Raw genomic sequence first — 25,464 nt, 5'->3', positions numbered from 1 at the left:
GACACGTCCATAATGGCCCAGTTTTAGGGGGGAAGGACAATGTTGGAGATGGGCTGGCGCGGGACCCCCATCACAGACTTTCCTCAGGAGCCAAGAAGACTTGCGTTAGCAGCGAAGAGGTTAGGGTTTGGTGAGGAAGCAGTGATGTGGCTCAAGACCAGTTTCGGCCAAGAGAGAAAGTCCTGACCGCCATCTTTGGAAGATGTGACGTTGCCTATCCGACCCATTGCCTCATTCAGACGCAATTGCCCGCATTCCAATCATATCTCTGAGTCAGCCTGACGAAGGCTTCAACAGCTGGCGGGTGCCGCCGACCTGCAACCGTGATCAACTGTATGTCGCGTCGAATGTCCGGCTCAACAAGGTTGCGTGTCGCTATGCCTGGCAACATGGGCAGATATTCGGGCATCACCGCACAGCCCATTCCAGCAAGAAGCGATGCCTGTATCCACGTTTCCCTGTCGCTTTGATACAGAATGTTCAGTTTCGGCTCTTTTTCTGCATCCAGGCTTTTCAAGTATTCGGAGTACTCGCAGTTCGTTCGGTCCAGGTAATCCTCGTGGTTCAGTGCACTCAAAGGCACCGTATCCATCTGCTCAAATCTGTGACCCTTTGGAAAGGCGACTACGTAGCGCTCGCTGTACAGCGTATGCGCGTGGAAGATTTCGGGAATTTTCGGCATACCCAAAATGGCAAGGTCTAGATCACCTGATTTCATCCTTTCAATCAACTCGGACCCAGGAGCGACATGCAAGCGCAAGTCAAGGTCCGGTATCTCCATCCTCAATCTGCTGATGAAACCGATCATTCGTGATGGCCCGATCGTGCACATGATGCCGAGGTCCAAACGGGCCACCTCCAGCGAAGAAACCTTTTGCGCAAGCGACAACGCCAGCTCACTTGCATCCAGAATCTTTTGTAGTTGTGGACGCATGAGATTGCCGAGCCTGGTGCAGTTCGTTCTATTTCGGGCACGGTGGAACAGCGGTCCACCAAGCTCGTCCTCAAGCATCTTTATGGCGCGAGACAAAGAGGGTTGTGCGACGTTGCATTGTGTAGCCGCTTTCGTGAAATTCAGCGTCTCACAAAGCGTCAGAAAATACCGAATCTGATACATTTCCATTTTTGGCACACTGACTATAGCTCACGTCTATAAAATTAAATGATGAGTGCCAAAAAAATTCAAGTTTATAGATGTCCGCTATTGATTTGGAAGCCAATGGGTATTTCACGAATTGGAAATCAACAGGTAGCGTCAGCTTCATCAGTTGCAGATCCGATGGGACTAATCGGTCAACCCTATTTCGGATCACCCGTGAAAGGACTCCAAATGAACATTGTAGATAGGATGAATCTGGCGATGGCGACAGGGCGAAACGCGCTCTTTGCGACTGCTCTTGTGCTGATGGGGGCACATTCTGCATCTGCAGGGGAGGCGGTCAATGCCTTGGAAAACGGCGTGGCGATGGACGGCTTCGACGTTGTCGCATACTTCACCGAAAACTCCCCAAAAATCGGGAGTGCAGAATACAGCGTTGACTACAAGGGTAAGTCGTGGCGCTTCAGCTCGTCTGAAAACGCTACGAAATTTTCGACAAACCCTGCCAGCTTTGAACCGCAGAACAACGGCTGGTGTTCCTATGCCGTTTCTGAGGGTTACGGTGCAGAGGTTGATTTCGTAAACGGATGGGCCGTGATCAACGACAAACTATATCTCAACTGGGATCAAGAAACCCGCGATCTGTTCATCGCAGAGCAAACTACCCGTATCGCGCAAGCCGAAACGAACTGGCCCTTGGTGCATTCCGGCCTCAAGGACGGGACGGTCGAGTTCTACACCCACGAAGCGGAAGGCGCGGCGATCTCGCATCCCCAGACATTGAACTGAAGCGCTGATGTTACTGGGGTAAAACTGACTCGCAACGCATATCCTGGCTGTACGAATGGTCGCGCGCCATTCGTACTATCGTTTATCGCAGATCTGTTGATAGGCGGACAAAGCACGGCCCAATCGACGAATCCGGAGCTCAGATTGATACAAGCCTCCGATCCTGAAGCAATGGTGGCTCTGTTTTCTGCCCCGCACACATATTTCAATCACTTAAGCAACATAGCATTGATCTCACTTGATGAGCTATGCCCGAAAGTTGGTGACGGCGTGATCAGGCGGCTGGTTGAATTTGTTTGATGCCGTCGACGAATGCAATGTCCTGAATGATCTCTGGCATGCGGTTTGATCCGTCGAGCTCCCACCATTTGCCCTGCGGCGACATCATCAGTTTGAAGGCCATGGCCAGTCCGGTCTTTCGGCTGAGGTAGCCCTTCGTTTTGCCGGTTCGATGGCGCACCGTGGCGAATGTGCTTTCTATGGCATCTGCACCAGAAACCAGGCAGACAGCCTGCACCGCAAGCTGGTTGCAGCGGACATGGTCCTCAACCATCTCGACGAATTCGTCCCGGGTCATGTAGCCTTTCGGGTCGTCCCCGTCGTATCGGTCGCCCGGCAGGACGGTCAGCACGTTCGGTGTGTTTATCCGGAACGAGTCCCAGTGCTGGGATCGCCAGTTCTGGCAGATACGGTTGCGTTGGAGAATGACGTAGTCGAACCTGGCCTCGCCGAGTACGCAGCCGACGCTCAGCCCGGCCATCCGGCTCCGATCACAACGACCTCTTGACGTTCGAGCATCGGCTGCCCTCAATGATGTGGTGTTCAGACAACCTTATCAGAAATCAGAACCAATGTCCGCTCTGCCCGCATCGGCGACGCAGGATCAGACATACTTGACGTTTGGGCCGGTAATGCCTGACGCGGCTTTCTGATCGGATTCAGAAAATCACGCTCTTCGCGTCGAAGTCTCACGACGGTTCACATGAACCCAAGCGAATTTTGGACAGGTGGCGTAGTGTGCTAACCTGTTGTCATTCTTTCTCATCGGATTTGGATTGAACGACATGGCCGACGCTTTGACTTATGTCCCCCTGCTGGACAGCGATGACGCGCTTGCGAAACACCGTTTTCGCGTGATGGACCCTGGGCACGGGGGCGAGGAAGGTCTTGAGATGCCTATGACCGGCGCCGCCGATCTGGCGGTGACGCTGGATCAGCACTTTGTCAGTTCAGTGGCCTATATACGCGATGCCAGCGGCAAGCTGAGCTGGTTTGCCGGTCTGTTCAAGGGCGGGGCCGAGGGCAGCTCGGTGGGCGTGGTGCAAGAGGCCAAGATGTTCACCACCAGCGAAATCGAAGGCCAGAAGGTCGAAATCGGCGTGGCTGTTCAGCTGCGGATCGAGGCGACCACATTCAAGAGCAACGTTCAGGTCTCGGTCCCCAACATCGCCGCCGAAGCGCAACTGGGGCTGTCACGAGCACAGATGGAGATCAGCGTGCGCGGCTATTCCGGCATTCTGGGCGACATGCTGCCGGTTCCGGCGGGAGTCGATCTGACCTCGTACACCCACTATCTGGAGGCGTTTTCCAAGCTGCAGCGCCATGTGTTCGGCGCGGGAGGCAAGGCGCATTTCTCGCCGGTCGTGCTGGGCAAGGTGGTGACTGCGGGCGCCGGGGCGACGTGATGCGGCGCCAGGCCGATTGACCGGCGCATCTTCGGGGTCGGCTACGCACTATCAGTCGAAAGATTACCATTTGGCGAGATGGGTGTCCGTTGAAACGGGGCTGGGTTAGAGTTGCCGGCGTCTAAAGGAAACTTTGTTTCAATAGGTTGTCAAAAATTGAAACATCATGACAGGATGGGCGAAATGGTCTAATTTTCTTGTCAAACAAAACCGAACAAAATCTCGGTGAAATCTGTGGAACAAATTGCGTTTACGTTCGAGATGGGAGTGGTTTGTGCTCTGCTGGCATTCACCGTTTTCTTGTTCGTATCCGAAATTGTCAGAATTGACCTTTCCGCAATACTGGTCCTGGTCATTGTCGGGCTTCTCAGCTATGCGCCAGGTCTTGAGAACCTCTCGGATGCCACGCATCTTTTCGATGGATTTGCATCCAACGCAGTGATTTCTATCATTGCTGTCATGATCGTTGGTGCAGGGCTGGACAAAACCGGCATCATGAACAAGGTTGCCGCCGTCATCTTGAAATACGGCGGCACAGCCGAAAACCGGGTATTGCCGATCGTTTCCGGCACCGTTGGTGTCATTTCATCCTTCATGCAGAATGTGGGCGCAGCCGCCTTGTTTCTGCCAGTCGTCAGCCGAATATCCTCAAGATCCGGAATTCCGTTGTCGCGCCTGCTGATGCCCATGGGATTTTGCGCCATTCTGGGGGGCACAATGACGATGGTTGGGTCTTCACCTCTGATTTTGCTTAACGACCTGGTACTGACCGCAAATGAGGGGTTGCCCGAAGGCCAAAAAATCGAACCGTTCGGGCTTTTCTCGGTGACGCCTATCGGCGCTGTCTTGATCCTGACCGGGATCGGGTACTTTCTGCTGCTCGGACGATGGGTATTACCAGGAGACGCCGGTTCCGACAGTACCGGAACGGGGCAGGGCACGCAGGAGTATTTGCAGCGGGTCTACGGGCTCAAAGCGGATGTCTTCGAGGTGGTCGTGCCCGCGGAAAGCCCGTTGGTCGGACAGGTATTGGCGGATATCAACCACGAAAACCATCTCTACATAATCTCCACATTCTATCGCGGTAAAACTTCGATGGTTCAGGTCCTGACCGCCGAGATTGCAGCGCCCTGCAGGCTTGCGATCATCGGGAACCGGTGGACGGTTGAGGAATTCGCCCGGAAGTTCGGTCTGACCGTACTTCCGGAACTGGACATTTTCGTCGAGGAGTTTGCACCCACCAATGCCGGAATAGCCGAAGTCGTTGTGACACCTGACAGCAAGCTGATCGGAAAATGCCCGCGCGAACTTTTGTTTCGTAAAACATACGGGATGTCGCTGCTTGCAATTCACCGAGGGGAGGAAACTCTCAGCCACGTAGAAACCGAAACGCATGAGTCCACACAGATCGGGCTTGAGGAATTTCGCGCAGGCGACATGCTTGTTGCACATACCAGGTGGGACAACCTGATGCGGATCAAACGGGATCCTGACTTTGTTGTTGTAACAACAGATTTTCCGCAGGATGAACTGCGCCCGCAAAAGGTCGGCTGGGCCTTGGTCTTTTTCGCGATTTCCCTGTCTTTGATTTTGTTCACCGACGTTCGGTTGTCGCTTTGTCTGCTGACCGGAGCCGCCGGAATGATGCTTACGCGCGTACTCAGCGTGGACGAGGCATACCGCGCAGTCGGATGGAACACCGTTTTTCTGCTCGCATGCCTCATACCACTGGGGCAAGCCGTGCAGAATACTGGAACCGCTGCGTGGATTGCTCAACAAATCATGATCATTTTGAACGGCTGGCCGATTTGGGCACTACAGGCCGGTGTCGCCGTTTTGGCCACTGCCTTTTCGCTCGTCATGTCAAATGTCGGGGCCACCGTTCTGCTCGTGCCCCTCGCCGTTTCCATTGCGGTGGCGGCTGGTGGGAACCCGACCGTTTTTGCGCTTACAGTGGCAATCTCGACCTCAAACAGTTTCATCATCCCGACGCATCAGGTAAACGCGCTGATCATGGGGCCCGCAGGTTATAAAGTGATGGATTTCGTGCGTTCAGGCGGGGTCATGACAGTTCTGTTCCTGGTCGTTTCCCTGTTGATGCTGAACGTGGTTTACTGAGCCAAACATTCCGGCTTGCATCCGATCTCTTGTTGCGAACAGGACGCTCATCGCGTCACCCGCCCAATCGGGTCAGTATGTGACCGCTTTCTACCGTTCCGATGGCACCCGGTAAGCGACCGCCTAGGCCCTCCAAACGCGTGGCGATGAATGCGTCGGCAACTGCCTCGGGCGCGCGGCGCAACAGAAGGGATGCCGTCAGCAACAGCGCCGTTCGCTCGGCAAACCACCGGGCTTCGGCCTCGGGAGGAAGACCATTCCAGCGTTCTTCATGGGCACTCAACGCCGCATCATACCGCCTGTCCGCACCGATGCCCGCCCGCAACTCGGCCCGCAGGATTTCATTGGCCAGGGGATCGCGCGCAAGACTGCGAAGGATATCGAGACAGATCACATTGCCGGATCCCTCCCAGATACCGTTCAATGGCGCTTCGCGATAGAGCAGCGGCATAGGCGTGTCTTCGACATAGCCCATGCCACCCAACACCTCCATCGCCTCGGCAATGACGACGGGGCAGCGTTTGTTGGTGTGAAACTTGGCCAGGGCCACACTGATCCGGGCAAAGGCGCGTTCCTCGACCGAGGTGCCGTCGAATGCCTCTGCTACCCGCAGACCAAGGGTCACCGCGCCCTCCCAGTCCAGGACAAGATCGGACAGGACCGCCCGCATCAGGGGTTGGTCGATCAGCCGCCGCTGAAACGCGCTGCGATGCGTGACCCAATGGTGCGCCTCGGTCAACGCTGCGCGCATCAACCCGGCAGGGGCCATCGCTGTATCCAGACGCGTGTGATGCACCATTTCGATTATCGTGCGCACCCCGGCGCCCTCGTCCCCAATTTGAAATCCCAGCGCGTCGTGAAATTCGACCTCGGCCGACGCGTTGGACTTGTTGCCCAGTTTATCCTTCAACCGCATGAGGTGGAGCGCGTTGCGCTCGCCGTCCAGCCAGCGCGGCAGCAGAAAACAGGTCAACCCGCCCGGTGCCTGGGCCAGTGTCAAAAACCCGTCGGACATCGGCGCCGAGCAGAACCACTTGTGCCCTCGAAGCCGCCAGTGCTCGCCATCGCGGCGCGCAACGGTGGAATTGGCGCGCACATCCGAACCGCCCTGTTTTTCGGTCATGGCCATGCCAAGGGTTGCGGATTGCTTCGCGGCGATGGGTCGGGTCGACGGATCGTAACCACGCGCCATCAGTTTCGGTTTCCACTCGGCTTCAACGTCAGGGTTCGCCGCGAGGGCCGGAATGGCGGCATAGGTCATCGTCATCGGGCAGCAATGTCCGGGTTCGACCTGACTGGCGAGATAGACCATGGCGGCATGGGTCACATGCCCGCCGGGCTGTTGGCCCCAAGCGATACCGGCATAGCCCGCGGACAGGCTGGTGTTCATAAGCTGATGATAGGCGGGGTGAAACCGGACCTCGTCCAGTCGCCGCCCACCCCGGTCAAACAAGCACAATTCCGGCAATGAGCGATTGGCCTCTCGTCCGGCCTCGCGCATCTCTGCGCTACCCATCGTTCCGCCATATCTGGCCAAGGGTTCAACCTGCCCTCCCGTATGTGTGATGTTTTCGCGCAGGACGGGATCGGTTTCCCACAGATTGCAATCGCCACGAACAGGCGGTTGGTTGTGAACCTCGTGTGTGGGCAAATCAGAGCGGGCGTTGGAAAACATGGCGACCTCGCGAGGCTGGAACGCCATGCCAATGTTCTGCCCGAATGCAGAAGGGTCAAGAATTACGGCGCGTCGCCGTTACTTGGTTTCGTCTCCGGAATGGTTCGGAACCGGGTCGTATCCTGTCCCTCCCAATGGATGACAGCGCCCGATCCGCTTGGCGGCCAGCCAAGCTCCCTTGACTGCGCCATGTTTTTCCAGCGCCTCAAGAGCATAGGCCGAACAGGTCGGTTGATAGCGGCAATTGAACCCGACCCACGGGCTGAAAATCAACCGATAGGCGCGCACCGGAAGGGCCAGAATATGGGCGAACGGGGACATGGCCATATTTTAGCCTTTGCAGGAGTTCGTGCAAGACCTGCACATGTCCAAACATAAGAGTTGCCATATGAAAATGACAACTCTAGGTTGCTTCTTTAGGGCGTCACCACATCCAATTGGCCTGCTGATATTTTCATTTGGGGCTTTTTTGTTTGGCGCTTGGCCGAAATTTGTAAAACAGCGACAGTTGCGGATTGTTTGCACTGGCGCCAGACTATTCACGATGGAAGGTTTGAATATGCCGCTGGATCTTGAGTTCACGACAAGAATGGACACCAACTGTGCGTCATACTGGCGCGAGTATGCCCGTGTTTCAGGGGGGGAGTATCGCGAGTTTTCGGATGCGGTGTTCATGTACTCGAACATCCCTTTGTTCCTTTTCAACAACGTGTTTGTGACCGGGCAGAATGTGGACGCGCTGGACGAGGTTTTTGCGGCGGCGCAACAAAGCATTGCGGCCAAGGGCACGCCTGTCTTGTGGCGTATTTGCCCATCTGCTGAGACAGGGGCGGTCAAGGCAAAGCTGGAACAACTGGGCCTGCAACTTGTGGGCCAGCAGCCCGCCATGCATTGCGACCTGACCGAATTCGACCCAACTGCGAAAGTCGAGGGCCTCAGGATCGAACTGATCGAGGGGCAGTCCGCGCGCCACGACTGGGCGGCGGTGGCCGCCGAAGCGTTCGAGCTTGACCCGGCGTCTTGCAAAGCGATGGCAGAAAGCGAAGGCCAGTTTCCGGATTCGGCGTTGACCGAACAATGGCGGTACCTTGGGATCCTTGATGGCAAGCCAGTTGCCACCAGCGCCCTGGGAATGGCGGATGGTCTGGCGGGCGTCTTTGTCGTCGGAACCCTGCCGGAATTCCGTAACAAGGGTATCGGGACGGCGATGACGCTGCATGCCATGGCCGAAGGCAAGAAACGCGGCGCCACGTCTTCTATTCTGCAGGCGACGGATATGGGCAAACCGGTCTATGAAGAGATCGGGTTTTCAACTGTCTACAACTATGACTTTTACGTACAGGCATAGTCTGAAAATGTGAGCCATTGCGGTTCTTAAGGAAAACGCCGCCCGTTCTGGGCGGCGTCGCGTTTCAGGTATGCTGAACCATAAATTCTGGCGTTGATATCCACTGGTCAGGCGGCATCGGGAAACGCGGCATGCAGGGCGATCTCGACCATGTCGCCAAAGCTTTTTTCGCGATCTTCCGAAGGCAGGGCCGCACCGGTCAACAGTTGATCCGACACCGTCAGAACAGCCAGTGCGCGGCACTTGTGGCGCGCTGCCAGAATGTAAAGCTCTGCGGCCTCCATCTCGACCCCAAGGATGCCATGACGAACCATCTGTTCGTTCAGGTCGGGGCGTTCATCATAGAAGACGTCCGACGAATAGATCCCGCCGACGTGCGTTGGCGTGCCCTTCGTTTCGGCGGCCTTGGCAGCGGATTGCAACAGTCCCCAATCCGCGCAAGGGGCAAAGTTGAGCTCACGGAGTATCCCTCGCGACGGAGTGCTCAGTGTCGTCGACGTCATCGCCAGAATGATATCACGAAGATTCACGCTGTCCTGCATGGCGCCACAAGATCCGATACGGATCAATGTTTTTGCCCCATAGTCGCGGATCAGTTCATTTACGTAAATGGACAACGACGGCATTCCCATGCCGCTACCCTGAAATGTAACACGATTTCCTTTCCAGGTGCCGGTGAAGCCAAGCATTCCGCGAACATTGTTGATCTGACGGATGTCGGTCAAAAACGTTTCCGCGGCCCATTTCGCCCGATAAGGATCGCCGGGCAAAAGAACCGTTTCGGCAATATCGCCCTTTTCCGCACCGATATGAATCGTCATTTCAAAGCGCCGTTCAGGTCAGATTTCCAGATCGGAAACATCCGCACCTGCCTTGAGGGCATCATGCACCCATTGTGGCTTGCGTCCACGCCCGCTCCACGTTTGATCCGGGTTTGCCGGATTGCGATATTTTGCTTTGGCTTTTGGGCCCTTGCCGACGCGGCGCACATCATCGGTAAGCTCGGCGAGCGAAAACCCGTGCTCTGCGGCGGCTTTTTTGACAGCTTCCAAGGCTTCACGGCGTTCCCGCTGCTCGGCCTCCTGCAAAGCGGTTTCGATGTTTCCGCGCAATTCCAACAATTCCTTGCGGGACATTTTGCCAAGGTCGATAGCCATTATTTTTCCATTTCTACAATTGCCGATCAAACGTGATGCGCCGTTTTCGCGCGCACTACGTTAATATGGGCAATTATTATTGTCTGCTAGAAAAAAATGTGGGGAAGTTTATTATTCCGCTGCAATCTCTTTCGTTTCAACCAAAGTGATCAGATCACCCATGATGGCGTTCAACTCGAAATTCTTTGGGGTATAAACTTTTGCTACCCCCATGGTTTCGAGTTTTTTGGCATCATCGTCAGGAATGATCCCGCCAACAACGACGGGGATATGGCCCAGGCCTCCTGCGCGCAAACGCTGCATCACGTCTTCGACCAGTGGAATGTGGCTGCCGGACAGGATCGACAGGCCGATCACATGCGCGCCTTCCTCAGCCGCAGAAATCACGATTTCCTCGGGTGTCAGCCGGATGCCGTCATAGGTGATATCCATGCCGCAATCGCGCGCGCGGAATGCGATCTGCTCGGCGCCGTTGGAATGGCCGTCAAGTCCCGGCTTGCCGACAAGAAACTTCAGGCGGCGGCCCAGTTTATCGCTTGCCGCATCGACGGCAGCTCGCAGATCGTCCAATCCTTCGGTCTTGTTCGAGACCGAGCCGGATACGCCAGTCGGGCCGCGATAGGTGCCATAGGCCTTGCGCATCTCTTCGGCCCATTCGCCCGTGGTCACGCCTGCCTTGGCGGCGGCAATCGAGGGTTCCATGACATTCGCGCCGGTTTTGGCGGCATCGCGCAACGCGGCAAGCGCGGCGGTCACGGCGGTATCGTCGCGCTCGGACCGCCATGCGTTCAGGCGGGCGATCTGCTCCTGCTCGACCGCGGGGTCGACGACCATGATCCCGCCATCCTCGGTCTGCAGCGGCGAGGGTTCGCCCTCGGTCCACTTGTTGACGCCGACAACAACGGTTTCATTGCGCTCGATCCGGTTCAGGCGGTCGGCGTTTGATTCCACAAGGCGCGATTTCATATACTCGATCGATGCGACCGCCCCGCCCATCGAGTCGAGGTTGCCCAACTCCGCCCGTGCACCGGATTTCAATTCTTCGACCTTGGCGTCAACGGCCGGATTCCCATCGAACAAATCGCCATATTCCAGCAAGTCGGTCTCATAGGCCAGGATCTGTTGCATCCGCATCGACCATTGCTGGTCCCAGGGCCGGGGCAGGCCCAACGCTTCGTTCCAGGCCGGCAGCTGCACCGCGCGGGCGCGCGCCTTTTTCGACAAGGTCACCGCCAGCATCTCGATCAGGATACGATAGACGTTGTTTTCGGGCTGCTGCTCGGTCAGTCCCAGCGAGTTCACCTGCACGCCATAGCGGAAACGGCGGAATTTCGGGTCGTTGACGCCATAGCGGCTTTCCAAAATCTCGTCCCACAGTTCGACAAAGGCGCGCATTTTGCACATCTCGGTTACAAACCGGATGCCAGCATTCACAAAGAATGAAATGCGGCCGCAGAGCGCCGGGAAATCCTCGGCAGGGACGCGAGGCTTAAGCTCATCCAGTACCGCAATCGCCGTTGCCAGCGCATAGGCCAGTTCCTGTTCCGGCGTGGCCCCGGCCTCTTGCAGGTGATAGGAACACACGTTCATCGGGTTCCATTTCGGCACATTGGTATAACAGTACTCGGCCACGTCCGCGATCATCTTGAGCGAGGGTTTCGGCGGGCACACATAGGTGCCGCGCGACAGGTACTCCTTGATCAGGTCGTTCTGAACCGTGCCCTGCAGTTTGGAAACGTCGGCGCCCTGTTCCTCGGCCGCCGCGATATACAGCGCCAGCAACCACGGCGCGGTGGCATTGATGGTCATCGACGTGTTCATCTGTTCCAGAGGGATCTGGTCGAACAGCACCCGCATGTCTCCCAGATGGCAGATCGGCACACCCACCTTGCCCACTTCGCCGCGCGCCAGAGTATGGTCGCTGTCATACCCGGTCTGCGTCGGCAGATCGAACGCCACGGAAAGCCCTGTCTGCCCCTTGGACAGGTTGTTGCGGTAAAGCGCGTTCGAGGCCTTGGCGGTGGAGTGACCGGCGTAGGTCCGGATGAGCCAGGGGCGGTCTTTCTGCATCTGCGTCATGGGTGAGCCTCGCATTGAATGGGCAATAATATTTCGTCAAAGCGTTCTAAATCGTAATTTTCGGGATATGTCAATTCGCTGCAATGCGGCATCGGGTGTTTCTAAAGATTGTGGCCCTGTTTGATTGGTGGCACTGTGCGGGCATGACGCGAACCGTGGAACTTCCGCTTTGGCTTTTTATCCTGATCCTGCTGTTCGCGGCGGTCACTTTCGCATCTCATTTTCTGTTTCCTTCCGTGCGCTGGTTTTTCCGGCGCAGGTTGGAACGAGCGGTCGAACGACTGAACAAAAAACTGCAGCGCCCGATCCAGCCATTCAAGCTGGCGGGGCGGCATGACATGATTCAGCGGCTGATCTATGACCCGCAAGTGGCGCGGGCCGTACAGCAAGAGGCTAAAGAAACCGGAATTCCCGAAGCGGTGGCATCCGAGCAGGCGCGCCGATACGCCCGCGAGATCGTACCTTCTTTTTCCGCCTTCGCCTATTTCAGCTTTGCGATTCGGGCGTCGCGTATGCTTGGCAATGCCTTTTACAATGTGCGCATGACGTACGAGGACGAACAGGCAGTGGCCGGGATCGATCCGGATGCGACAGTCGTTTTCGTTATGAATCACCGCAGCAACATGGACTATGTGCTGATAACCTATCTGGCCGCCGAACACTCGGCGCTGTCTTATGCGGTTGGCGAATGGGCCAGGGTCTGGCCGCTCAGCGGTTTGATCCGTGCCATGGGCGCGTATTTCATCCGGCGAAAATCGGGCAGCGACCTGTACCGCCAGGTTCTGGCCGCCTATGTCCGCCACGCCACCGAGGCGGGGGTGACGCAAGCCATGTTTCCCGAAGGAGGACTGAGCCTGACCGGCGGGCTGGGACGCCCCAAGTTGGGGCTTTTGAAATACATTATCGAAGGGGTCGACGCGGGGGGTAAGGATGTCGTCTTTGTCCCCGTCGCCCTGAACTATGATCGGGTGCTGGAAGACACCATTCTGACCGCTGCCGCATCGCGCAAGGAACGGCGGTTCCGGGCAAGGATCGGCGTTATCACGGGATGGATGCTCAAACAGGTCTGGCGTCGTGTGACAGGGCGGTACCGGAGGTTCGGGTTGGCCTCGGTACGCTATGGCCTGCCCTTGTCGCTTTCCGCGTTTCGAGCGGAACATCCTAAGGATCTGACGACGGAACTGGCGCGCGACCTGATGAAGCGGATCGGGTCGGCCGTTCCTGTGGTTCCGGGGCCATTGGCATGCTGGCTGATCCTAAAAAACGGCGACATGAACGAAGCCGAACTGACGTCCGAAGTTACACGGATGATGGAGGAACAAGGTATGGTGCCAGACCAGATCAACGGATCGGTCGCGTTTGCCATCGGTCAGTTGGTAGATCGGCGCATTTTGCTGCGCAACGGAGATATCATCTCGGCGTCGGTCGAACGGCGCGACCTGACTCTCTACTACGGACAGTCGATTGCACATCTCTTTGCAAAGGGTAATGCAGGCAATGCCGCGCATGCAAAATAACTTTCTGCAGTCGCAGGGTCATAAAATTTCAAAAACATACCGAAAATCTATTGCATTGTTACCCAGCGGCCAATATCTCATCCATTGAGAACCGCGATTCTGCATTGCGGCAACAGAATAGAAAGAAGGAGGCCATCATGGCTTTGGATACCGACAGCGGCATTGCGTCGTACGAGGCGCCTGAAAAAGACCTCTACGAAATGGGCGAAATCCCTCCGATGGGCTATGTGCCCAAGCAGATGTACGCTTGGGCTATTCGCAAAGAGCGTCATGGCGAACCGAATACGGCGATGCAGCAGGAAATCGTGGACGTTCCCCAACTGGACAGCCACGACGTACTGGTCCTCGTGATGGCGGCAGGGGTCAACTACAATGGCGTCTGGGCCGCTCTGGGCAAGCCGATCAGCCCCTTTGACGGCCACAAGCAACCTTATCATATCGCCGGTTCCGATGCCGCCGGAATCGTCTGGGCCGTCGGCGACAAGGTCAAGCGCTGGAAGGTCGGGGACGAGGTGGTGATCCACTGCAACCAGGACGATGGCGACGACGAGGAATGTAACGGCGGCGATCCGATGTATTCACCCAGCCAGCGGATCTGGGGGTATGAGACACCGGACGGTTCGTTCAGCCAGTTCACCCGCGTTCAGGCGCAACAGTTGATGCCGCGCCCCAAGCACCTGACCTGGGAAGAAGCGGCGTGCTATACACTGACGCTGGCGACCGCCTATCGTATGCTGTTCGGTCACGAGCCGCACGACCTGAAGCCGGGTCAGAACGTTCTGGTCTGGGGTGCGTCCGGCGGTCTGGGGTCCTATGCGATCCAGCTGATCAACACCGCGGGGGCCAACGCGATCGGCGTGATCTCTGACGAGAGCAAGCGTGAGTTCGTCATGGGCCTTGGCGCCAAGGGCGTGATCAACCGGCGCGATTTCAACTGCTGGGGCCAGCTGCCGACAGTCAACACGCCCGAATATGCAGAGTGGTTCAAAGAAGCCCGCAAGTTCGGCAAGGCGATCTGGGACATCACCGGCAAGGGCGTGAATGTCGACATGGTGTTCGAGCATCCGGGCGAAGCGACATTCCCGGTGTCGTCCTTTGTCTGCAAAAAAGGTGGCATGGTCGTTATCTGCGCAGGCACCACGGGTTTCAACCTGACCTTTGATGTGCGCTATATCTGGATGCACCAGAAACGCCTGCAGGGGTCGCACTTTGCTCACCTCAAACAGGCGGCGGCAGCCAACAAGCTGATGCTTGAACGCCGGCTTGATCCCTGCATGTCCGAGGTGTTCGCCTGGGCCGATCTGCCCGAGGCGCACATGAAGATGATGCGCAACGAGCACAAGCCCGGCAATATGTCGGTTCTGGTGCAATCGCCCCGCACCGGGCTGCGCACACTCGAAGAAGTTCTGGACGCGCGCGGCTGATCCGGAAATGCCACAAGGAAAAGCACCCGCGAATCACGCAAGTGACTCGCGGGTGCTTTCTTTTCCATTCCCGGGTGAATGGTTCCAGAGCTTTGCCCTCAGATAGCTCGCTATTTTTGGGGAATGGAAACCGGTGAATATCTTTCGGAAAGCTGCTCATGCTATGGTTGTGTTAACCCTTCGTTAACCATTCCGGAGAGAGTCTGATGCAGCATAATGAGTGGATACTGGACGTTCTTTCCGACCTCAGAACTTTCGCCGCTGCGAACGGGTTGAATGTGCTGGCCGAACAGCTTGACGACACCAGGCTGATCGCGGCCGCCGAGATTGCGTCTGGTAAAAAAGAGGTACGGGCGCCCGCGCATGCGAAAGAAGGTCGATTTGAACCAGGTCCTAGAGGAGTTGGACAACAGCAGCACGCTTGAAGACCTCGAACGGGTTGCCGACGCACTCCGGGACAGACTGGGTATTGATCACATAATCTATCATTGGGTAGACGGCGCCGGGGACCAATATGGGTGCACCACCTATCCCGACATCTGGGCGGACCGCTATCTTGAGCGGAACTATCATCGGATTGACCCGGTGATTTTGGGATGCTTCCAACGTTTCCACCCTGTTGATTGGAAGAAGCTGGACTGGTCGGGCAGGGTGCAGAAAGCGTTTCTGAAGGACGCTTTGCAGCACGGGGTCGGAAACCAGGGCTATTCCATCCCGATCCGGGGTCCAAATGGCCAGTTCGCGCTGTTCACGGCCAACCACAACTGTGACGACGAAACCTGGAGCAGGTTCACTGAAGCGCATGGGCGAGACCTGATCCTGATCGCGCATTACTTCAACCGAAAAGCGCTGGAATTCGAAAGTGGTCAGCATCCGGAACCAAACCGGGCATTGTCACCACGGGAAGTGGACGCAATGACCTTGCTGGCCCTGGGCTACAACCGTGCTCAGGTTGCGCATTCCCTGTCGATTTCAGAGCACACATTGCGTGTCTACATCGAAAGCGCCCGATTCAAGCTGGGGGCACTGAACACCACTCATGCCATCGCCACCGCGATGAGCAGGGGATTAATAGTGGTTTAACGCCCGCGCGCCCTGATGACAGGATTTTAACCATAGCTTTGTACCCCCTTTGTTCTCAAGTGAACGACGAGGGGAATCGTTATGTTGCGCTATGTCTACGCAGATGAACTGCACAAGTTTCCGAAATTGGCCGAAGGCATGTTTCGCGATCGGGCGGACCAGTTCAAAACCCGGCTGGGCTGGGATGTTCACGTCAATGAAAAGGGGGAGGAGCGGGACAACTACGACGACCTGAACCCCCTTTATGTCATCTGGGAAGAAGAAGATGGCAGTCACGGCGGGTCAATGCGTGTTCTGCCAACCACCGGTCCCGTCATGGTCAACGATATCTTTGGGCATCTGACCGGTGGCGCGCCGATTTGTAGCCCGTTGATCTGGGAAGTCACCCGGTTCTGCCTGTCCCGCGATGCCAGCCCGCGAACCGCCGGTGCGATCATGCTCAGCGGTGGCGAGATCATGGAAGGTTTCGGCCTGACCCACATCGCCGGGGTTTTTGACGCCCGGATGGTGCGGATCTATCGCCTGATCGGGTCATCCCCGGTCATTCTGGGGTCCGAAGGAACCGGGCGTGATCAGATCTCTGTCGGGTTGTGGCCCTATTCGGCAGAGGATTGCATGCGTGTTGCCGAACGTGCGGGCATCTCACGCGAATTGTCGCGGATGTGGTTCAACACGGCCTTCGGCAAGGCGCAGCAGCCCCGGTTCGCCCAAAGCGCCTGAACCTGTCGCACAATTGGTGTCTGGTGATGGCTGGCGCGGCCCTGTAGGGTCGCGCCATGTCCTTGCCACAAGTGAAATTTTCCGACGATCAGGCCACCGCCTATGACAGCATCGCCGAGATGCTGCGACTGGCCGGAGTCGATCTGGATGACGACTCCCTGCTGAAATCTCCGGGTGACGGAAAGTCTGGCGTCATGGCCGTGATCGGCAAGGCCGGATCGGGTAAAACACTATTGCTGGCCCAGCTTTACAAGGCCTTGGCCGCCGCTGGTATCAACGTTGTCTCGGGTGACTATGAAAGTCGCAAATCGCGTGACAAACGGTCGCTGGCAATTCTCGCGCCGACGAACAAGGCCGCCAGTGTCTTGCGCCTGCGCGGGGTCCCGGCCACGACCATCCATCGCATTCTCTATACTCCCGTCTACGACCCTGAATACGAACGCATTGCCGAGTGGCTCGAAGGCAATGACGAGCGCCCCGAGATCGAGGGGTTGACCGATGAGGCCCTGGATCGCGCCGCCGCGTTTTATTCCAGGAACAAGTCCATCCCCGGTGCGCTGGCAGCCGCCGGTTTGCGCGGGTCCGATTTCATCACCGGTTGGAAACGTCGCGAAGAGCCCCTGGATATCGGTTTCGTGGACGAAGCCTCGATGCTGGATGACCGACAATTCGAGGATTTGAAGGAAATTTTCCCAACACTTCTGTTGTTCGGTGATCCGGCCCAGCTGGCCCCGGTCAACCAGTCTGGCTCAATGGTGTTCGACGGGCTGCCAGAGCCGCGCAAACTGACGCTCAGCCGCATTCACCGTCAGGACGCGGACAACCCCATCCTTGATCTCGCACACGCCCTTGCAGACCCGCAGATGGGGTTCGAAGAGTTCGAGCGCCTGATCGAAGACACCGCGCGCCGGGACGATCGCGTGGTGTGGGGCCAGCGGGTCGAGGTCGATCTTATGGCGCGCAGCCCGGTTCTGGTCTGGCGCAATGCAACGCGCATTCGGCTGATCAATGCCTTTCGCCATGTTCACGGTGCACCCGAGACCGAACTTTTGGAAGGTGAACCACTGATCTGCGACGGGATCGAGCTGCCCTTGAAACACCGCAAGAAGCGCCTCGATCTTGAGGCGCGCGGGCTGATAAAGGGGGCTCAGGTGATCTATCTGGGGCCGGGGCGCAAGGCAGGTTTTTCACGATTGCACGTGATCGGGGCCGAAGACCCGCAGGTCAGCGCCGCTTCGATCGTCAAGATTGAAAAACCGGACGAAGAGGAACCGTTCATCCCCTATGCCGCCCGTATGGGGGCGACGTTTCTGCATGGCGCGGCGGTGACGATTCACAAGGCACAAGGCTCGCAATGGGAAACGGTTCAGGTTTTCGCCCCCGACATTTATGCCGCGGCACGCATTGGGCGCACCGAAGCGGGCCAGCCCTTGTGGAAGCGGCTGGCCTATGTGGCGATCACCCGCGCGCAAGAGCGGCTGATTTGGGTGGTGCGCAACAGGCTGTCAAAACCGACCCATCCGCTACGGGTGGATGACCTGCGTCTGATCGCTACGCCGGAACTGACATTGGAGGCAGAAGAGACATGAAAACGATCATCGTGACCGGCGCCAGCTCGGGCATTGGCCGGGCAACGGCAGAGTTGTTTCTGGCCGAAGGCTGGCATGTCGGACTGCTGGCGCGACGCGGCGACGTTCTGGACGAATTGGCTGAGGGGCAGCCCAACGCCTTGCCATTGGTCGCGGATGTGACCGACCCACACGCCGTGGTGGCCGCGTTTCGCAGGTTTGTCGACCGGGTTGGGCGGCTGGACGTCCTGTTCAACAATGCCGGGATCTTTGCAAGGGGCGGTACAATTGAGCAAATTGCGCTTCAGGACTGGTACAATTCGGTCAATGTGAACCTGAACGGCATGTTTCTGTGCGCCCGCGAAGCGTTTGCCGCGATGCGCAAACAGTCTCCGCAAGGGGGGCGGATCATCAACAACGGCTCCATTGCCGCGCATGTACCCCGCCCGAATTCGGTGCATTACACGGCCACCAAACACGCCATTACCGGGCTGACCCGGAGCCTGTCACTGGACGGAAGGCCGTTCGGTATCGCCTGCGGTCAGATCGATATCGGCAATGCACGCACGCCAATTGTACAAGGGCTGGTGGAGGCCGCCCAGGCCGACGGGCGAGAGCCAGATCCCACGATGGCGGTCGAGGATGCCGCGCGTTCGGTTCTGCACATGGCCAGCCTGCCGCCCGAGGCGAATGTTCAGTTCATGACCGTCATGGCCACGACCATGCCTTATATCGGTCGGGGTTAGTTATTGCGTAGCAACCGGAACGCGGTCGAGGCTCCCCAACCGGCTGCAATGGCAATTGCCAGGGACATCAGGCCATAGAAAATTGGTTGTTCGCGGGACATGGTATACAGGATGCGTTCCAGCCCTACCTTGCGCACGTCAATGGTGGTTTCAAATTCCGAAATCACCTCGCCCTCACGAGTCAGGAAAATGCGCGCCACATAGTCCCCTTCGGTCAAGTCGGCGGGCATGTCGATGGACGTTCTGAACAAGGTCTGCTCGTCCACGGCCACCGTGTTTTCGCGTATCGAATAGAGATGCGCATGCTCGCGAATGCGGACCACGGCATCGGCAAAGGACTGTGCCCCACGGATGTGCATTGCCGCGCCGACCGAGCGAATGGCGCGTTCGATTGAGATGCGGTAGCGCAGATCCTCGGTATCTGTGATCACCTCGTCGATTGGTGCGCTGGTCGCTACTGCATAAAAACTGGGTGCGGAATCGACCAGAACGCTGTCGACGTTGACCCAGATGCCGAACTTCTTCTCTTTCCGTCGTACCAGCACTGGTTCGGAGGGGCCAGAGACCGCCACGATGACCTGAAGTGGCGCACCGGCAGGAATTGGTGTCTCTCGCTTCACGGCACCAAAGATCAGAATTTCGGAGCCATTGAAGTCAGCCGTGATGGCCACACGATCCTGACTAAGTCCCAGAACAACGGTTTCCTGCGCTGCAGAGGCGGGTATGGCTAATAAAAACAAGGCAATGAACAGGCGCAACATGTCAGTGACCCCCGCTTGCGCCGAGCGAGTACAATTCGGTGGGCTGCAACAACAGATCAAGCGCCAGCTTGCCGCAGACAGCAAGAACCATCAAAGCCAGAAGAATTCGCAATTGCTCGGCTTTCATGCGCGCACCGATTACAGTCCCGAACTGGGCGCCGATGACACCGCCGACCAACAACAGAACGGCCAGAACGACATCCACGGTATAGTTCGTGGTTGCGTGCAACATGGTTGTAAAGGCGGTCACGAAAATGATCTGAAATAGCGAGGTTCCAACCACGACCTTGGTCGGCATGCCAAGCAGATAGATCATGGCGGGAACCATGATGAAGCCACCACCAACGCCCATGATTGCCGACAGCACGCCGACAAACAGGCCGACGATCAGAGGTGGTATCACGGAGATATAGAGACCCGAGGTGCGAAAGCGCATCTTGAGCGGCATCGCGTGGATCCAGCCGCGCTGACGCCGCTTTGCCGGAGTGCCGCCGGATTTGCGGGATTTTCGAATAGCGTTCAGGCTTTCGATGAACATCAGCCCGCCGATGATGCCAAGGAACACCACGTAACAGAGCTTGACGAGCAGATCGACCTGACCGAGGCTTTTGAGGTAGTTGAACACCACCACGCCCAAGGCAGCGCCGGTCAACCCCCCTATCAGAAGAACCGTACCCATCTTGAGATCGACGGTTTTTCGTCGGAAATGCGCCAGCACACCCGAGAAGGATGAGGCGACGATCTGGTTCGCCTCTGTGGCGACCGCAACCGCAGGCGGGATGCCGATGAAGAACAACAGCGGCGTCATCAAAAAGCCGCCGCCAACACCGAACATGCCGGACAAAACGCCAACCATTCCCCCCAGCCCCAGCAGGAGGAACGCGTTGACGGAAACTTCGGCGATAGGAAGGTATATCTGCATACCCTCTTAGAACCGCAACCGTTGGCAAAATCAACTGCCCATGCTGCCGCGCAGCGATCAGGACTGATTTACGATCCCGAACTGGCCTTATCAGCGTTCCTTTACATAGGGTTCGCCACCTGCGCGCGGCGGAATGGCCTTGCCGACGAAGCCTGCAAGAATCACGACAGTCAGGATGTAGGGCAGGGCGTCCATGACCTGCACCGGGATCACGATCCCGCCAAGGTCGATATTCTGAAAGCGCAAGGCGATGGCCTGTAACAGGCCGAACAGCAGGCAGGCCCACATTGCATGCCAGGGTCGCCACTTGGCAAAGATCAGCGCCGCGAGAGCGATAAAGCCCCGCCCGGCGGTCATATCCTTGACGAACCCGGCCTGCAGCGCAGTCGCCAGATAGGCCCCGGCAATACCGCAGAGCACACCGCAGATTGCCACCGCGGCATAGCGCAGGCCGACGACTGATACGCCGGCGGTATCAACCGCCGCCGGGTTTTCGCCCACCGCGCGCAGTCGCAGGCCGAAGCGTGTCCGGAAGAGAATCCACCAGGTCGCAGGTACGGCCAGGAAAGCGACATAGACCAGAATGGAATGGCCTGAGAGGAGCTCGGCATAGATCGGTCCGACAACCGGCACATTGGCGATGGCGTCGGCAAAGGGCCAGTTGATGGGTTCAAATCGTCCACCGCCGAACAGAGAGGGCGTGCGCCCGCCCTGTTGGAACCAGTCCTGCGCCACCAGAACGGTCATGCCTGCGGCCAGAAAATTGATCGCCACACCAGAAATCAGCTGGTTGCCCCGGAACGTGATCGAGGCCATACCGTGCAGTCCGGCCAGTACCATGGAAGATGCAATACCTGCCAGCAATCCCAGCCAGACCGAGCCGGAAACCGCAGCCACGGCGGCCGAGAAAAAAGCAGACATCAGCATCTTGCCTTCAAGACCGATGTCAAAGATGCCGGCGCGTTCTGAATAGAGGCCTGCCAGGCAGGCCAGCAGCAGCGGGGTGGACAGTCGAACCGTCGAATCGAGTATCTGGATGATCGTCAGGAAATCCATCAGGCCGATCCTTTCCGCAATCCGAGAAACAGTTTTTCAAGCGGTGCGCGAACCATGTTGTCCAGCGCGCCTGTAAACAGGATTACCAACGCCTGAATGACGACGATCAATTCGCGGGGGATTGATGTCCATAGCGCCAATTCCGCGCCGCCCTGATAGAGAAACCCGAACAGGATCGCAGCCAGGAACACACCAAAGGGGTGCGAGCGGCCCATCAACGCCACGGCGATACCGATGAAACCCGCGCCTTCGGTCGAGTTGAGCACCAGACGCTCGGCCTCACCCATCACGTTGTTGGTCGCCATAAGTCCGGCCAGGGCACCTGAAATCAGCATTGAAACGATTGTGATCCGTACCGGTGAAATTCCGGCATAGAGCGCGCCGGTCTCCGAATGGCCATAGGCCCGGATTTCATAACCCAGCCGGGTACGCCAGATCAGCGCCCAGACCACGACGCAGGCGATAACTGCGACGATCAGCGAGATATTCGCAGGCGCAGCCTTGGAAAAGTTGATGCCGATCGGGGCCAGCAGTTCATGCAGGGTCGGTAAGTGGACCGCCTCTGGGAACCGTTTTGTCGCCGGGTCCATCGACCCTTCGGGTCGCATCACATTGACCAGCATGTAATTCAGGAAGGCCGCGGCGATGAAGTTGAACATGATCGTTGTGATCACGATGTGGCTGCCCCGCTTTGCCTGCAGATAGGCCGGGATCGCGGCCCATGCGGCGCCAAAGATCATCGAGGCGGCGCAGGCGGCGAGCAATGCGACGGACCAGTGCGGCCAAGGTATATAAAGACACACAAGGGCCACGCCCAGACCGCCCAGCATCGCTTGCCCCTCGCCGCCGATGTTGAACATCCTCGCGTGAAAGGCCACGGCAACCGCAAGGCCGGTGAAGATGAAGTTGGTGGCATAGTAGAGCGTGTAGCCCCAGCCATAGGTTGACCCGAGCGCGCCGGAAACCATCAGCTTGACCGCCGCAACAGGGTCTTCGCCGATGCCGAGGATGACAAGGGCCGAAAGGATCGCGGCCAGGATCAGGCTGATCAAAGGGATCAGGACCACATCGGCCCATTTGGGCATCTTCTCCATCTTAAGCGGCCTCCCCGGCGACACCGGCCATCAAAAGGCCAAGTTCTTTTTCATCCGTTTCCTGTGGCAGGCGTTCGCCCATGATGTGCCCGTCAAACATCACCGCGATACGGTCGGAAAGCGAGAATATCTCCTCCAGCTCGACAGAGACCAGCAAAATGGCTTTGCCCTGGTCGCGCAGGGCGACGATCTGTTTGTGAATGAACTCGATGGCCCCGATATCGACCCCACGCGTCGGTTGCCCGACTAGCAGCAATTCGGGATTGCGCTCGATCTCGCGCGCCACGACGATTTTCTGCTGGTTCCCGCCTGAAAAATTTTTGGCTGCAAGCCAACCGTCAGCGGGACGAACGTCGAATTTCTCGATCTTGCGCTCGGTATCGGCGCGCAGAGCGGCGTTGTCCATGAAAATGCCACGCTGATAGGCCGGGTCGCGGTGATACCCGAAGGCCACGTTTTCCCAGGCGTGAAAATCCATGATCAACCCTTCGCGCTGGCGGTCTTCGGGGACATGCGCGACACCCTGGGCGCGACGTGCTTGCCCATCGGCCCCATGGCCAGACAGCGTCAGTGGTTGGCCATTTAGGCGGATCGTGCCGGAGGCGGGGCGCATACCGCCCAGCACCTCCAGTAACTCGGACTGGCCATTTCCGGCAACGCCCGCGATGCCAAGGATTTCTCCGGCGCGGACGGTCAGATCGATACCCTTCACGCGCTCGACACCAGTTTCGTCGGTGACGCGCAGGTTTTGGATTTCCAGGATCGGGTTGCCGGGCTGCGCCGGTGCCTTGTCTACGCGCAACAAAACTTTGCGGCCAACCATCAGCTCGGCCAGGTGTTCAGGGTTGGTTTCCGATGTTTTGACGGTGGCCGTCATCTCGCCCCGGCGCATCACCGAGACGGTATCGGTCGCCTCCATGATTTCACGCAGCTTGTGGGTGATCAGGATAATGGTTTTTCCTTCTTCCCGAAGGCGGTGGAGAATGCGGAACAGTTGATCAGCCTCGGCCGGAGTCAAAACGCCTGTGGGTTCGTCTAGAATCAGGATTTCCGCCTTGCGATAGAGCGCTTTGAGGATTTCCACCCGCTGTTGCATGCCAACGCCGATCTCGTCGATGCGTTTGTCGGGGTCGACGAACAACTCGTACTCTTCCTCAAGCGCTTTCAGCTCTTTTCGCGCCTTGGCCAGAGAAGGGGCCAAAAGCCCGCCATCTTCGGCGCCCAAAACGATGTTCTCCAGAACGGTAAAGTTCTCGACCAGTTTGAAATGCTGGAACACCATCCCGATGCCCGCGGCGATGGCGGCCTGGCTGTCGGGGATCTCGGTTTTTCGTCCGTTGATCCAGATCTCGCCTTTGTCGGCTTTGTAGAAGCCGTAAAGAATACTCATCAGCGTGGACTTGCCTGCGCCGTTTTCTCCGATGATCCCGTGGATCGTTCCGGGGGTGACGCTAATGGAAATGTCCTTGTTCGCCTGGACCGGCCCAAAGGCCTTGGATATCCCTTTGAGCTCGATTGCGGGGGCGGTCATATCTTGTCCTCATGGCCAAAAGGGCCGTTTGCCAGCCTGGGCTGACAAACGGGAATTTGGGAGCAGGGCAAAGGGGCTGCCCTGCCTTGGATCAGAAGCTCAATGCAGGGCAGCTGTCGTTTTCGTAATAGCTGACCACGCTCACGTTTCCGTCGATGATATCCTGACGAGCTTTGTCAACCGCGGCTTTCATCTCGCCGGAAACGAGCGGAGCATTGTTGTCATCCATCGCGTATCCAACACCCTCGTCGGCCAGACCCATGGTGAAAACACCGGTTTCAACGTCGGCACCGGCTTTCATCGCGTCATAAACGGCGACGTCAACGCGCTTGAGCATCGAGGTAAGCACCTTGCCCGGGTGCAGGTGGTTCTGGTTGCTGTCCACGCCGATCGACAGGATACCTTCGTCGGCGGCGGTTTGCAGAACGCCAACGCCAGTACCGCCAGCGGCCGCGTAGATCACGTCGGCTCCCTGGCTGATCTGTGCCTTGGTCAGTTCAGAGCCTTTGACCGGGTCGTTCCATGCTGCCGGAGTGGTGCCTGTCATGTTCGCCACGATCTTGATGTCGGGATTTACGGCCTTGGCGCCCTGCGCATAGCCGCAGCCAAAGTGACGGATCAGCGGGATGTCCATGCCACCCACGAACCCGACGGTACCGGACTTCGAGGCCATGGCCGCCATCATCCCGACTAGATACGATCCTTCGTGCTCGGCAAAACTTACCTGACGGATATTCGGCGCATCCAGCCAGTTCACGTCGACAGCGACAAACTTAGTGTCGGGATAGTCGGGCGCCACGGCTGCCAGCGGATCGGCCATTGCAAAACCCATTGTGATTACCGGGTTGGCACCCGCTTCGGCAAAGCGGCGCAGGGCTTGTTCGCGCTGGGCTTCGGACTGAAGCTCAATCTCGCGGAAACTACCGCCGGTTTCTTCGGCCCAACGCTGGGCACCGTTGAACGCGGCCTCGTTGAACGATTTGTCGAATTTTCCGCCCAGATCGAAAATCAGGGCCGGTTCGGCGAGCGCGGCGCCTGCGGTCATGGCGACGGCGGCCGCTGCACCCATCAAGGATTTCATGAGGGTCATAT

At 57.7% G+C, this 25,464-nt stretch carries 22 protein-coding genes and 1 pseudogene; 10 read left to right on the top strand and 13 right to left on the bottom strand.

The window, feature by feature from the left end; all coding sequences use genetic code 11:
- Window positions 1-235 precede the first annotated feature (235 nt).
- Window positions 236-1,123, bottom strand: a complete 888-nt coding sequence (locus AC2FLX_RS10395; protein WP_496748516.1) for a LysR family transcriptional regulator — start codon at window positions 1,121-1,123, stop codon at window positions 236-238.
- A 42-nt stretch (window positions 1,124-1,165) separates the two neighbouring features.
- Here AC2FLX_RS10395 and AC2FLX_RS10390 point away from each other — a divergent pair, with 42 nt between their 5' ends.
- Window positions 1,166-1,888 carry a YHS domain-containing (seleno)protein gene (locus AC2FLX_RS10390; RefSeq protein WP_496810887.1) on the top strand — a complete coding sequence of 241 codons (723 nt, stop codon included), beginning with the start codon at window positions 1,166-1,168 and terminating at the stop codon, window positions 1,886-1,888.
- Window positions 1,889-2,162: 274 nt separating this feature from the next.
- On the opposite strand, the pseudogene AC2FLX_RS10385 reads toward AC2FLX_RS10390, so the two are convergent.
- A pseudogene (locus AC2FLX_RS10385) lies at window positions 2,163-2,378 on the bottom strand (IS256 family transposase); the annotation flags it as partial.
- Window positions 2,379-2,952: 574 nt separating this feature from the next.
- On the opposite strand from AC2FLX_RS10385, the gene AC2FLX_RS10380 reads away from it, so the two are divergent.
- A complete protein-coding gene (locus AC2FLX_RS10380) occupies window positions 2,953-3,573 on the top strand; it encodes a hypothetical protein (protein WP_480751705.1) in 621 nt (206 codons plus the stop codon).
- A gap of 261 nt (window positions 3,574-3,834) precedes the next feature.
- A complete protein-coding gene (locus tag AC2FLX_RS10375) occupies window positions 3,835-5,691 on the top strand; it encodes an SLC13 family permease (RefSeq protein ID WP_480751822.1) in 1,857 nt (618 codons plus the stop codon).
- A 55-nt stretch (window positions 5,692-5,746) separates the two neighbouring features.
- Here the strand turns inward: AC2FLX_RS10375 and AC2FLX_RS10370 are convergent, their stop codons facing one another.
- Window positions 5,747-7,393, bottom strand: a complete 1,647-nt coding sequence (locus AC2FLX_RS10370; protein WP_496810888.1) for an acyl-CoA dehydrogenase family protein — start codon at window positions 7,391-7,393, stop codon at window positions 5,747-5,749.
- Between the two features lie 51 nt (window positions 7,394-7,444).
- On the bottom strand, window positions 7,445-7,687 hold the full coding sequence (yidD, locus tag AC2FLX_RS10365; protein WP_496747442.1) for a membrane protein insertion efficiency factor YidD: 243 nt from the start codon (window positions 7,685-7,687) through the stop codon (window positions 7,445-7,447).
- A 238-nt stretch (window positions 7,688-7,925) separates the two neighbouring features.
- Between yidD and AC2FLX_RS10360 the strand changes: the two genes are divergently transcribed.
- The gene (locus tag AC2FLX_RS10360) at window positions 7,926-8,714 is read left to right on the top strand and encodes a GNAT family N-acetyltransferase (RefSeq protein WP_496810889.1); all 789 of its coding nucleotides are present in this window, start codon (window positions 7,926-7,928) and stop codon (window positions 8,712-8,714) included.
- 107 nt (window positions 8,715-8,821) lie between these two features.
- Here AC2FLX_RS10360 and deoD read toward each other — a convergent pair whose 3' ends face one another.
- From deoD to AC2FLX_RS10345, 3 genes are all read right to left on the bottom strand, one after another.
- Window positions 8,822-9,535 carry a purine-nucleoside phosphorylase gene (gene deoD / locus AC2FLX_RS10355; protein WP_496810890.1) on the bottom strand — a complete coding sequence of 238 codons (714 nt, stop codon included), beginning with the start codon at window positions 9,533-9,535 and terminating at the stop codon, window positions 8,822-8,824.
- An 18-nt stretch (window positions 9,536-9,553) separates the two neighbouring features.
- Complete coding sequence (locus AC2FLX_RS10350; RefSeq protein WP_480751713.1) at window positions 9,554-9,871, bottom strand: H-NS histone family protein; 318 nt, start codon at window positions 9,869-9,871, stop codon at window positions 9,554-9,556.
- A gap of 111 nt (window positions 9,872-9,982) precedes the next feature.
- Window positions 9,983-11,950 (bottom strand): protein meaA, encoded by a 1,968-nt coding sequence (locus tag AC2FLX_RS10345; RefSeq protein ID WP_496810891.1) that lies wholly within the window; start codon window positions 11,948-11,950, stop codon window positions 9,983-9,985.
- A gap of 143 nt (window positions 11,951-12,093) precedes the next feature.
- Between AC2FLX_RS10345 and AC2FLX_RS10340 the strand changes: the two genes are divergently transcribed.
- From AC2FLX_RS10340 to AC2FLX_RS10315, 6 genes are all read left to right on the top strand, one after another.
- Window positions 12,094-13,467: a 1-acyl-sn-glycerol-3-phosphate acyltransferase gene (locus AC2FLX_RS10340; protein WP_480751823.1), complete on the top strand. Its 1,374-nt coding sequence runs from the start codon at window positions 12,094-12,096 to the stop codon at window positions 13,465-13,467.
- Window positions 13,468-13,604: 137 nt separating this feature from the next.
- Window positions 13,605-14,891, top strand: a complete 1,287-nt coding sequence (gene ccrA / locus AC2FLX_RS10335; RefSeq protein WP_480751716.1) for a crotonyl-CoA carboxylase/reductase — start codon at window positions 13,605-13,607, stop codon at window positions 14,889-14,891.
- Window positions 14,892-15,254: 363 nt separating this feature from the next.
- Window positions 15,255-15,974 (top strand): helix-turn-helix transcriptional regulator, encoded by a 720-nt coding sequence (locus AC2FLX_RS10330; protein WP_480751718.1) that lies wholly within the window; start codon window positions 15,255-15,257, stop codon window positions 15,972-15,974.
- An 81-nt stretch (window positions 15,975-16,055) separates the two neighbouring features.
- Window positions 16,056-16,694 (top strand): acyl-homoserine-lactone synthase, encoded by a 639-nt coding sequence (locus tag AC2FLX_RS10325; protein ID WP_496810892.1) that lies wholly within the window; start codon window positions 16,056-16,058, stop codon window positions 16,692-16,694.
- 56 nt (window positions 16,695-16,750) lie between these two features.
- Window positions 16,751-18,283 (top strand): ATP-dependent DNA helicase, encoded by a 1,533-nt coding sequence (locus AC2FLX_RS10320; protein ID WP_496810893.1) that lies wholly within the window; start codon window positions 16,751-16,753, stop codon window positions 18,281-18,283.
- Window positions 18,280-19,008 carry an SDR family oxidoreductase gene (locus AC2FLX_RS10315; RefSeq protein ID WP_480751722.1) on the top strand — a complete coding sequence of 243 codons (729 nt, stop codon included), beginning with the start codon at window positions 18,280-18,282 and terminating at the stop codon, window positions 19,006-19,008. Before AC2FLX_RS10320 ends, AC2FLX_RS10315 begins: the two co-directional genes overlap by 4 nt.
- Here AC2FLX_RS10315 and AC2FLX_RS10310 read toward each other — a convergent pair.
- From AC2FLX_RS10310 to AC2FLX_RS10285, 6 genes are all read right to left on the bottom strand, one after another.
- Window positions 19,005-19,769 (bottom strand): TIGR02186 family protein, encoded by a 765-nt coding sequence (locus AC2FLX_RS10310; protein WP_496747424.1) that lies wholly within the window; start codon window positions 19,767-19,769, stop codon window positions 19,005-19,007. The genes AC2FLX_RS10315 and AC2FLX_RS10310 overlap by 4 nt on opposite strands.
- Before the next feature lies 1 nt (window position 19,770).
- Complete coding sequence (locus AC2FLX_RS10305; protein WP_480751726.1) at window positions 19,771-20,691, bottom strand: sulfite exporter TauE/SafE family protein; 921 nt, start codon at window positions 20,689-20,691, stop codon at window positions 19,771-19,773.
- Window positions 20,692-20,781: 90 nt separating this feature from the next.
- Window positions 20,782-21,747, bottom strand: a complete 966-nt coding sequence (locus AC2FLX_RS10300) for an ABC transporter permease (protein ID WP_480751728.1) — start codon at window positions 21,745-21,747, stop codon at window positions 20,782-20,784.
- Window positions 21,747-22,841, bottom strand: a complete 1,095-nt coding sequence (locus AC2FLX_RS10295) for an ABC transporter permease (RefSeq protein WP_480751730.1) — start codon at window positions 22,839-22,841, stop codon at window positions 21,747-21,749. Before AC2FLX_RS10295 ends, AC2FLX_RS10300 begins: the two co-directional genes overlap by 1 nt.
- A gap of 1 nt (window position 22,842) precedes the next feature.
- Entirely contained in the window at window positions 22,843-24,372 is a 1,530-nt protein-coding gene (locus AC2FLX_RS10290; RefSeq protein ID WP_496810894.1) for an ABC transporter ATP-binding protein, read from the bottom strand.
- A 91-nt stretch (window positions 24,373-24,463) separates the two neighbouring features.
- Window positions 24,464-25,462 (bottom strand): BMP family lipoprotein, encoded by a 999-nt coding sequence (locus AC2FLX_RS10285; RefSeq protein ID WP_480751732.1) that lies wholly within the window; start codon window positions 25,460-25,462, stop codon window positions 24,464-24,466.
- Window positions 25,463-25,464 lie beyond the last annotated feature (2 nt).

It is taken from the genome of Ruegeria sp. YKSF57 (assembly GCF_059612585.1).
This window is presented reverse-complemented; position numbering and strand designations above follow the sequence as displayed.

Coding starts and splice junctions, on each gene's coding strand:
- AC2FLX_RS10305 (WP_480751726.1), bottom strand. CDS start 20,691: ATGCAGATATACCTTCCTATCGCCGAAGTTTCCGTCAACGCGTTCCTC.
- AC2FLX_RS10315 (WP_480751722.1), top strand. CDS start 18,280: ATGAAAACGATCATCGTGACCGGCGCCAGCTCGGGCATTGGCCGGGCA.
- AC2FLX_RS10390 (WP_496810887.1), top strand. CDS start 1,166: ATGAGTGCCAAAAAAATTCAAGTTTATAGATGTCCGCTATTGATTTGG.
- AC2FLX_RS10340 (WP_480751823.1), top strand. CDS start 12,094: ATGACGCGAACCGTGGAACTTCCGCTTTGGCTTTTTATCCTGATCCTG.
- AC2FLX_RS10380 (WP_480751705.1), top strand. CDS start 2,953: ATGGCCGACGCTTTGACTTATGTCCCCCTGCTGGACAGCGATGACGCG.
- AC2FLX_RS10300 (WP_480751728.1), bottom strand. CDS start 21,747: ATGGATTTCCTGACGATCATCCAGATACTCGATTCGACGGTTCGACTG.
- AC2FLX_RS10345 (WP_496810891.1), bottom strand. CDS start 11,950: ATGACGCAGATGCAGAAAGACCGCCCCTGGCTCATCCGGACCTACGCC.
- AC2FLX_RS10350 (WP_480751713.1), bottom strand. CDS start 9,871: ATGGCTATCGACCTTGGCAAAATGTCCCGCAAGGAATTGTTGGAATTG.
- deoD (WP_496810890.1), bottom strand. CDS start 9,535: ATGACGATTCATATCGGTGCGGAAAAGGGCGATATTGCCGAAACGGTT.
- AC2FLX_RS10375 (WP_480751822.1), top strand. CDS start 3,835: ATGGGAGTGGTTTGTGCTCTGCTGGCATTCACCGTTTTCTTGTTCGTA.
- AC2FLX_RS10290 (WP_496810894.1), bottom strand. CDS start 24,372: ATGACCGCCCCCGCAATCGAGCTCAAAGGGATATCCAAGGCCTTTGGG.
- yidD (WP_496747442.1), bottom strand. CDS start 7,687: ATGTCCCCGTTCGCCCATATTCTGGCCCTTCCGGTGCGCGCCTATCGG.
- AC2FLX_RS10330 (WP_480751718.1), top strand. CDS start 15,255: ATGCGAAAGAAGGTCGATTTGAACCAGGTCCTAGAGGAGTTGGACAAC.
- AC2FLX_RS10395 (WP_496748516.1), bottom strand. CDS start 1,123: ATGGAAATGTATCAGATTCGGTATTTTCTGACGCTTTGTGAGACGCTG.
- AC2FLX_RS10325 (WP_496810892.1), top strand. CDS start 16,056: ATGTTGCGCTATGTCTACGCAGATGAACTGCACAAGTTTCCGAAATTG.
- AC2FLX_RS10370 (WP_496810888.1), bottom strand. CDS start 7,393: ATGGCGTTCCAGCCTCGCGAGGTCGCCATGTTTTCCAACGCCCGCTCT.
- AC2FLX_RS10295 (WP_480751730.1), bottom strand. CDS start 22,841: ATGGAGAAGATGCCCAAATGGGCCGATGTGGTCCTGATCCCTTTGATC.
- AC2FLX_RS10285 (WP_480751732.1), bottom strand. CDS start 25,462: ATGACCCTCATGAAATCCTTGATGGGTGCAGCGGCCGCCGTCGCCATG.
- ccrA (WP_480751716.1), top strand. CDS start 13,605: ATGGCTTTGGATACCGACAGCGGCATTGCGTCGTACGAGGCGCCTGAA.
- AC2FLX_RS10360 (WP_496810889.1), top strand. CDS start 7,926: ATGCCGCTGGATCTTGAGTTCACGACAAGAATGGACACCAACTGTGCG.
- AC2FLX_RS10320 (WP_496810893.1), top strand. CDS start 16,751: ATGTCCTTGCCACAAGTGAAATTTTCCGACGATCAGGCCACCGCCTAT.
- AC2FLX_RS10310 (WP_496747424.1), bottom strand. CDS start 19,769: ATGTTGCGCCTGTTCATTGCCTTGTTTTTATTAGCCATACCCGCCTCT.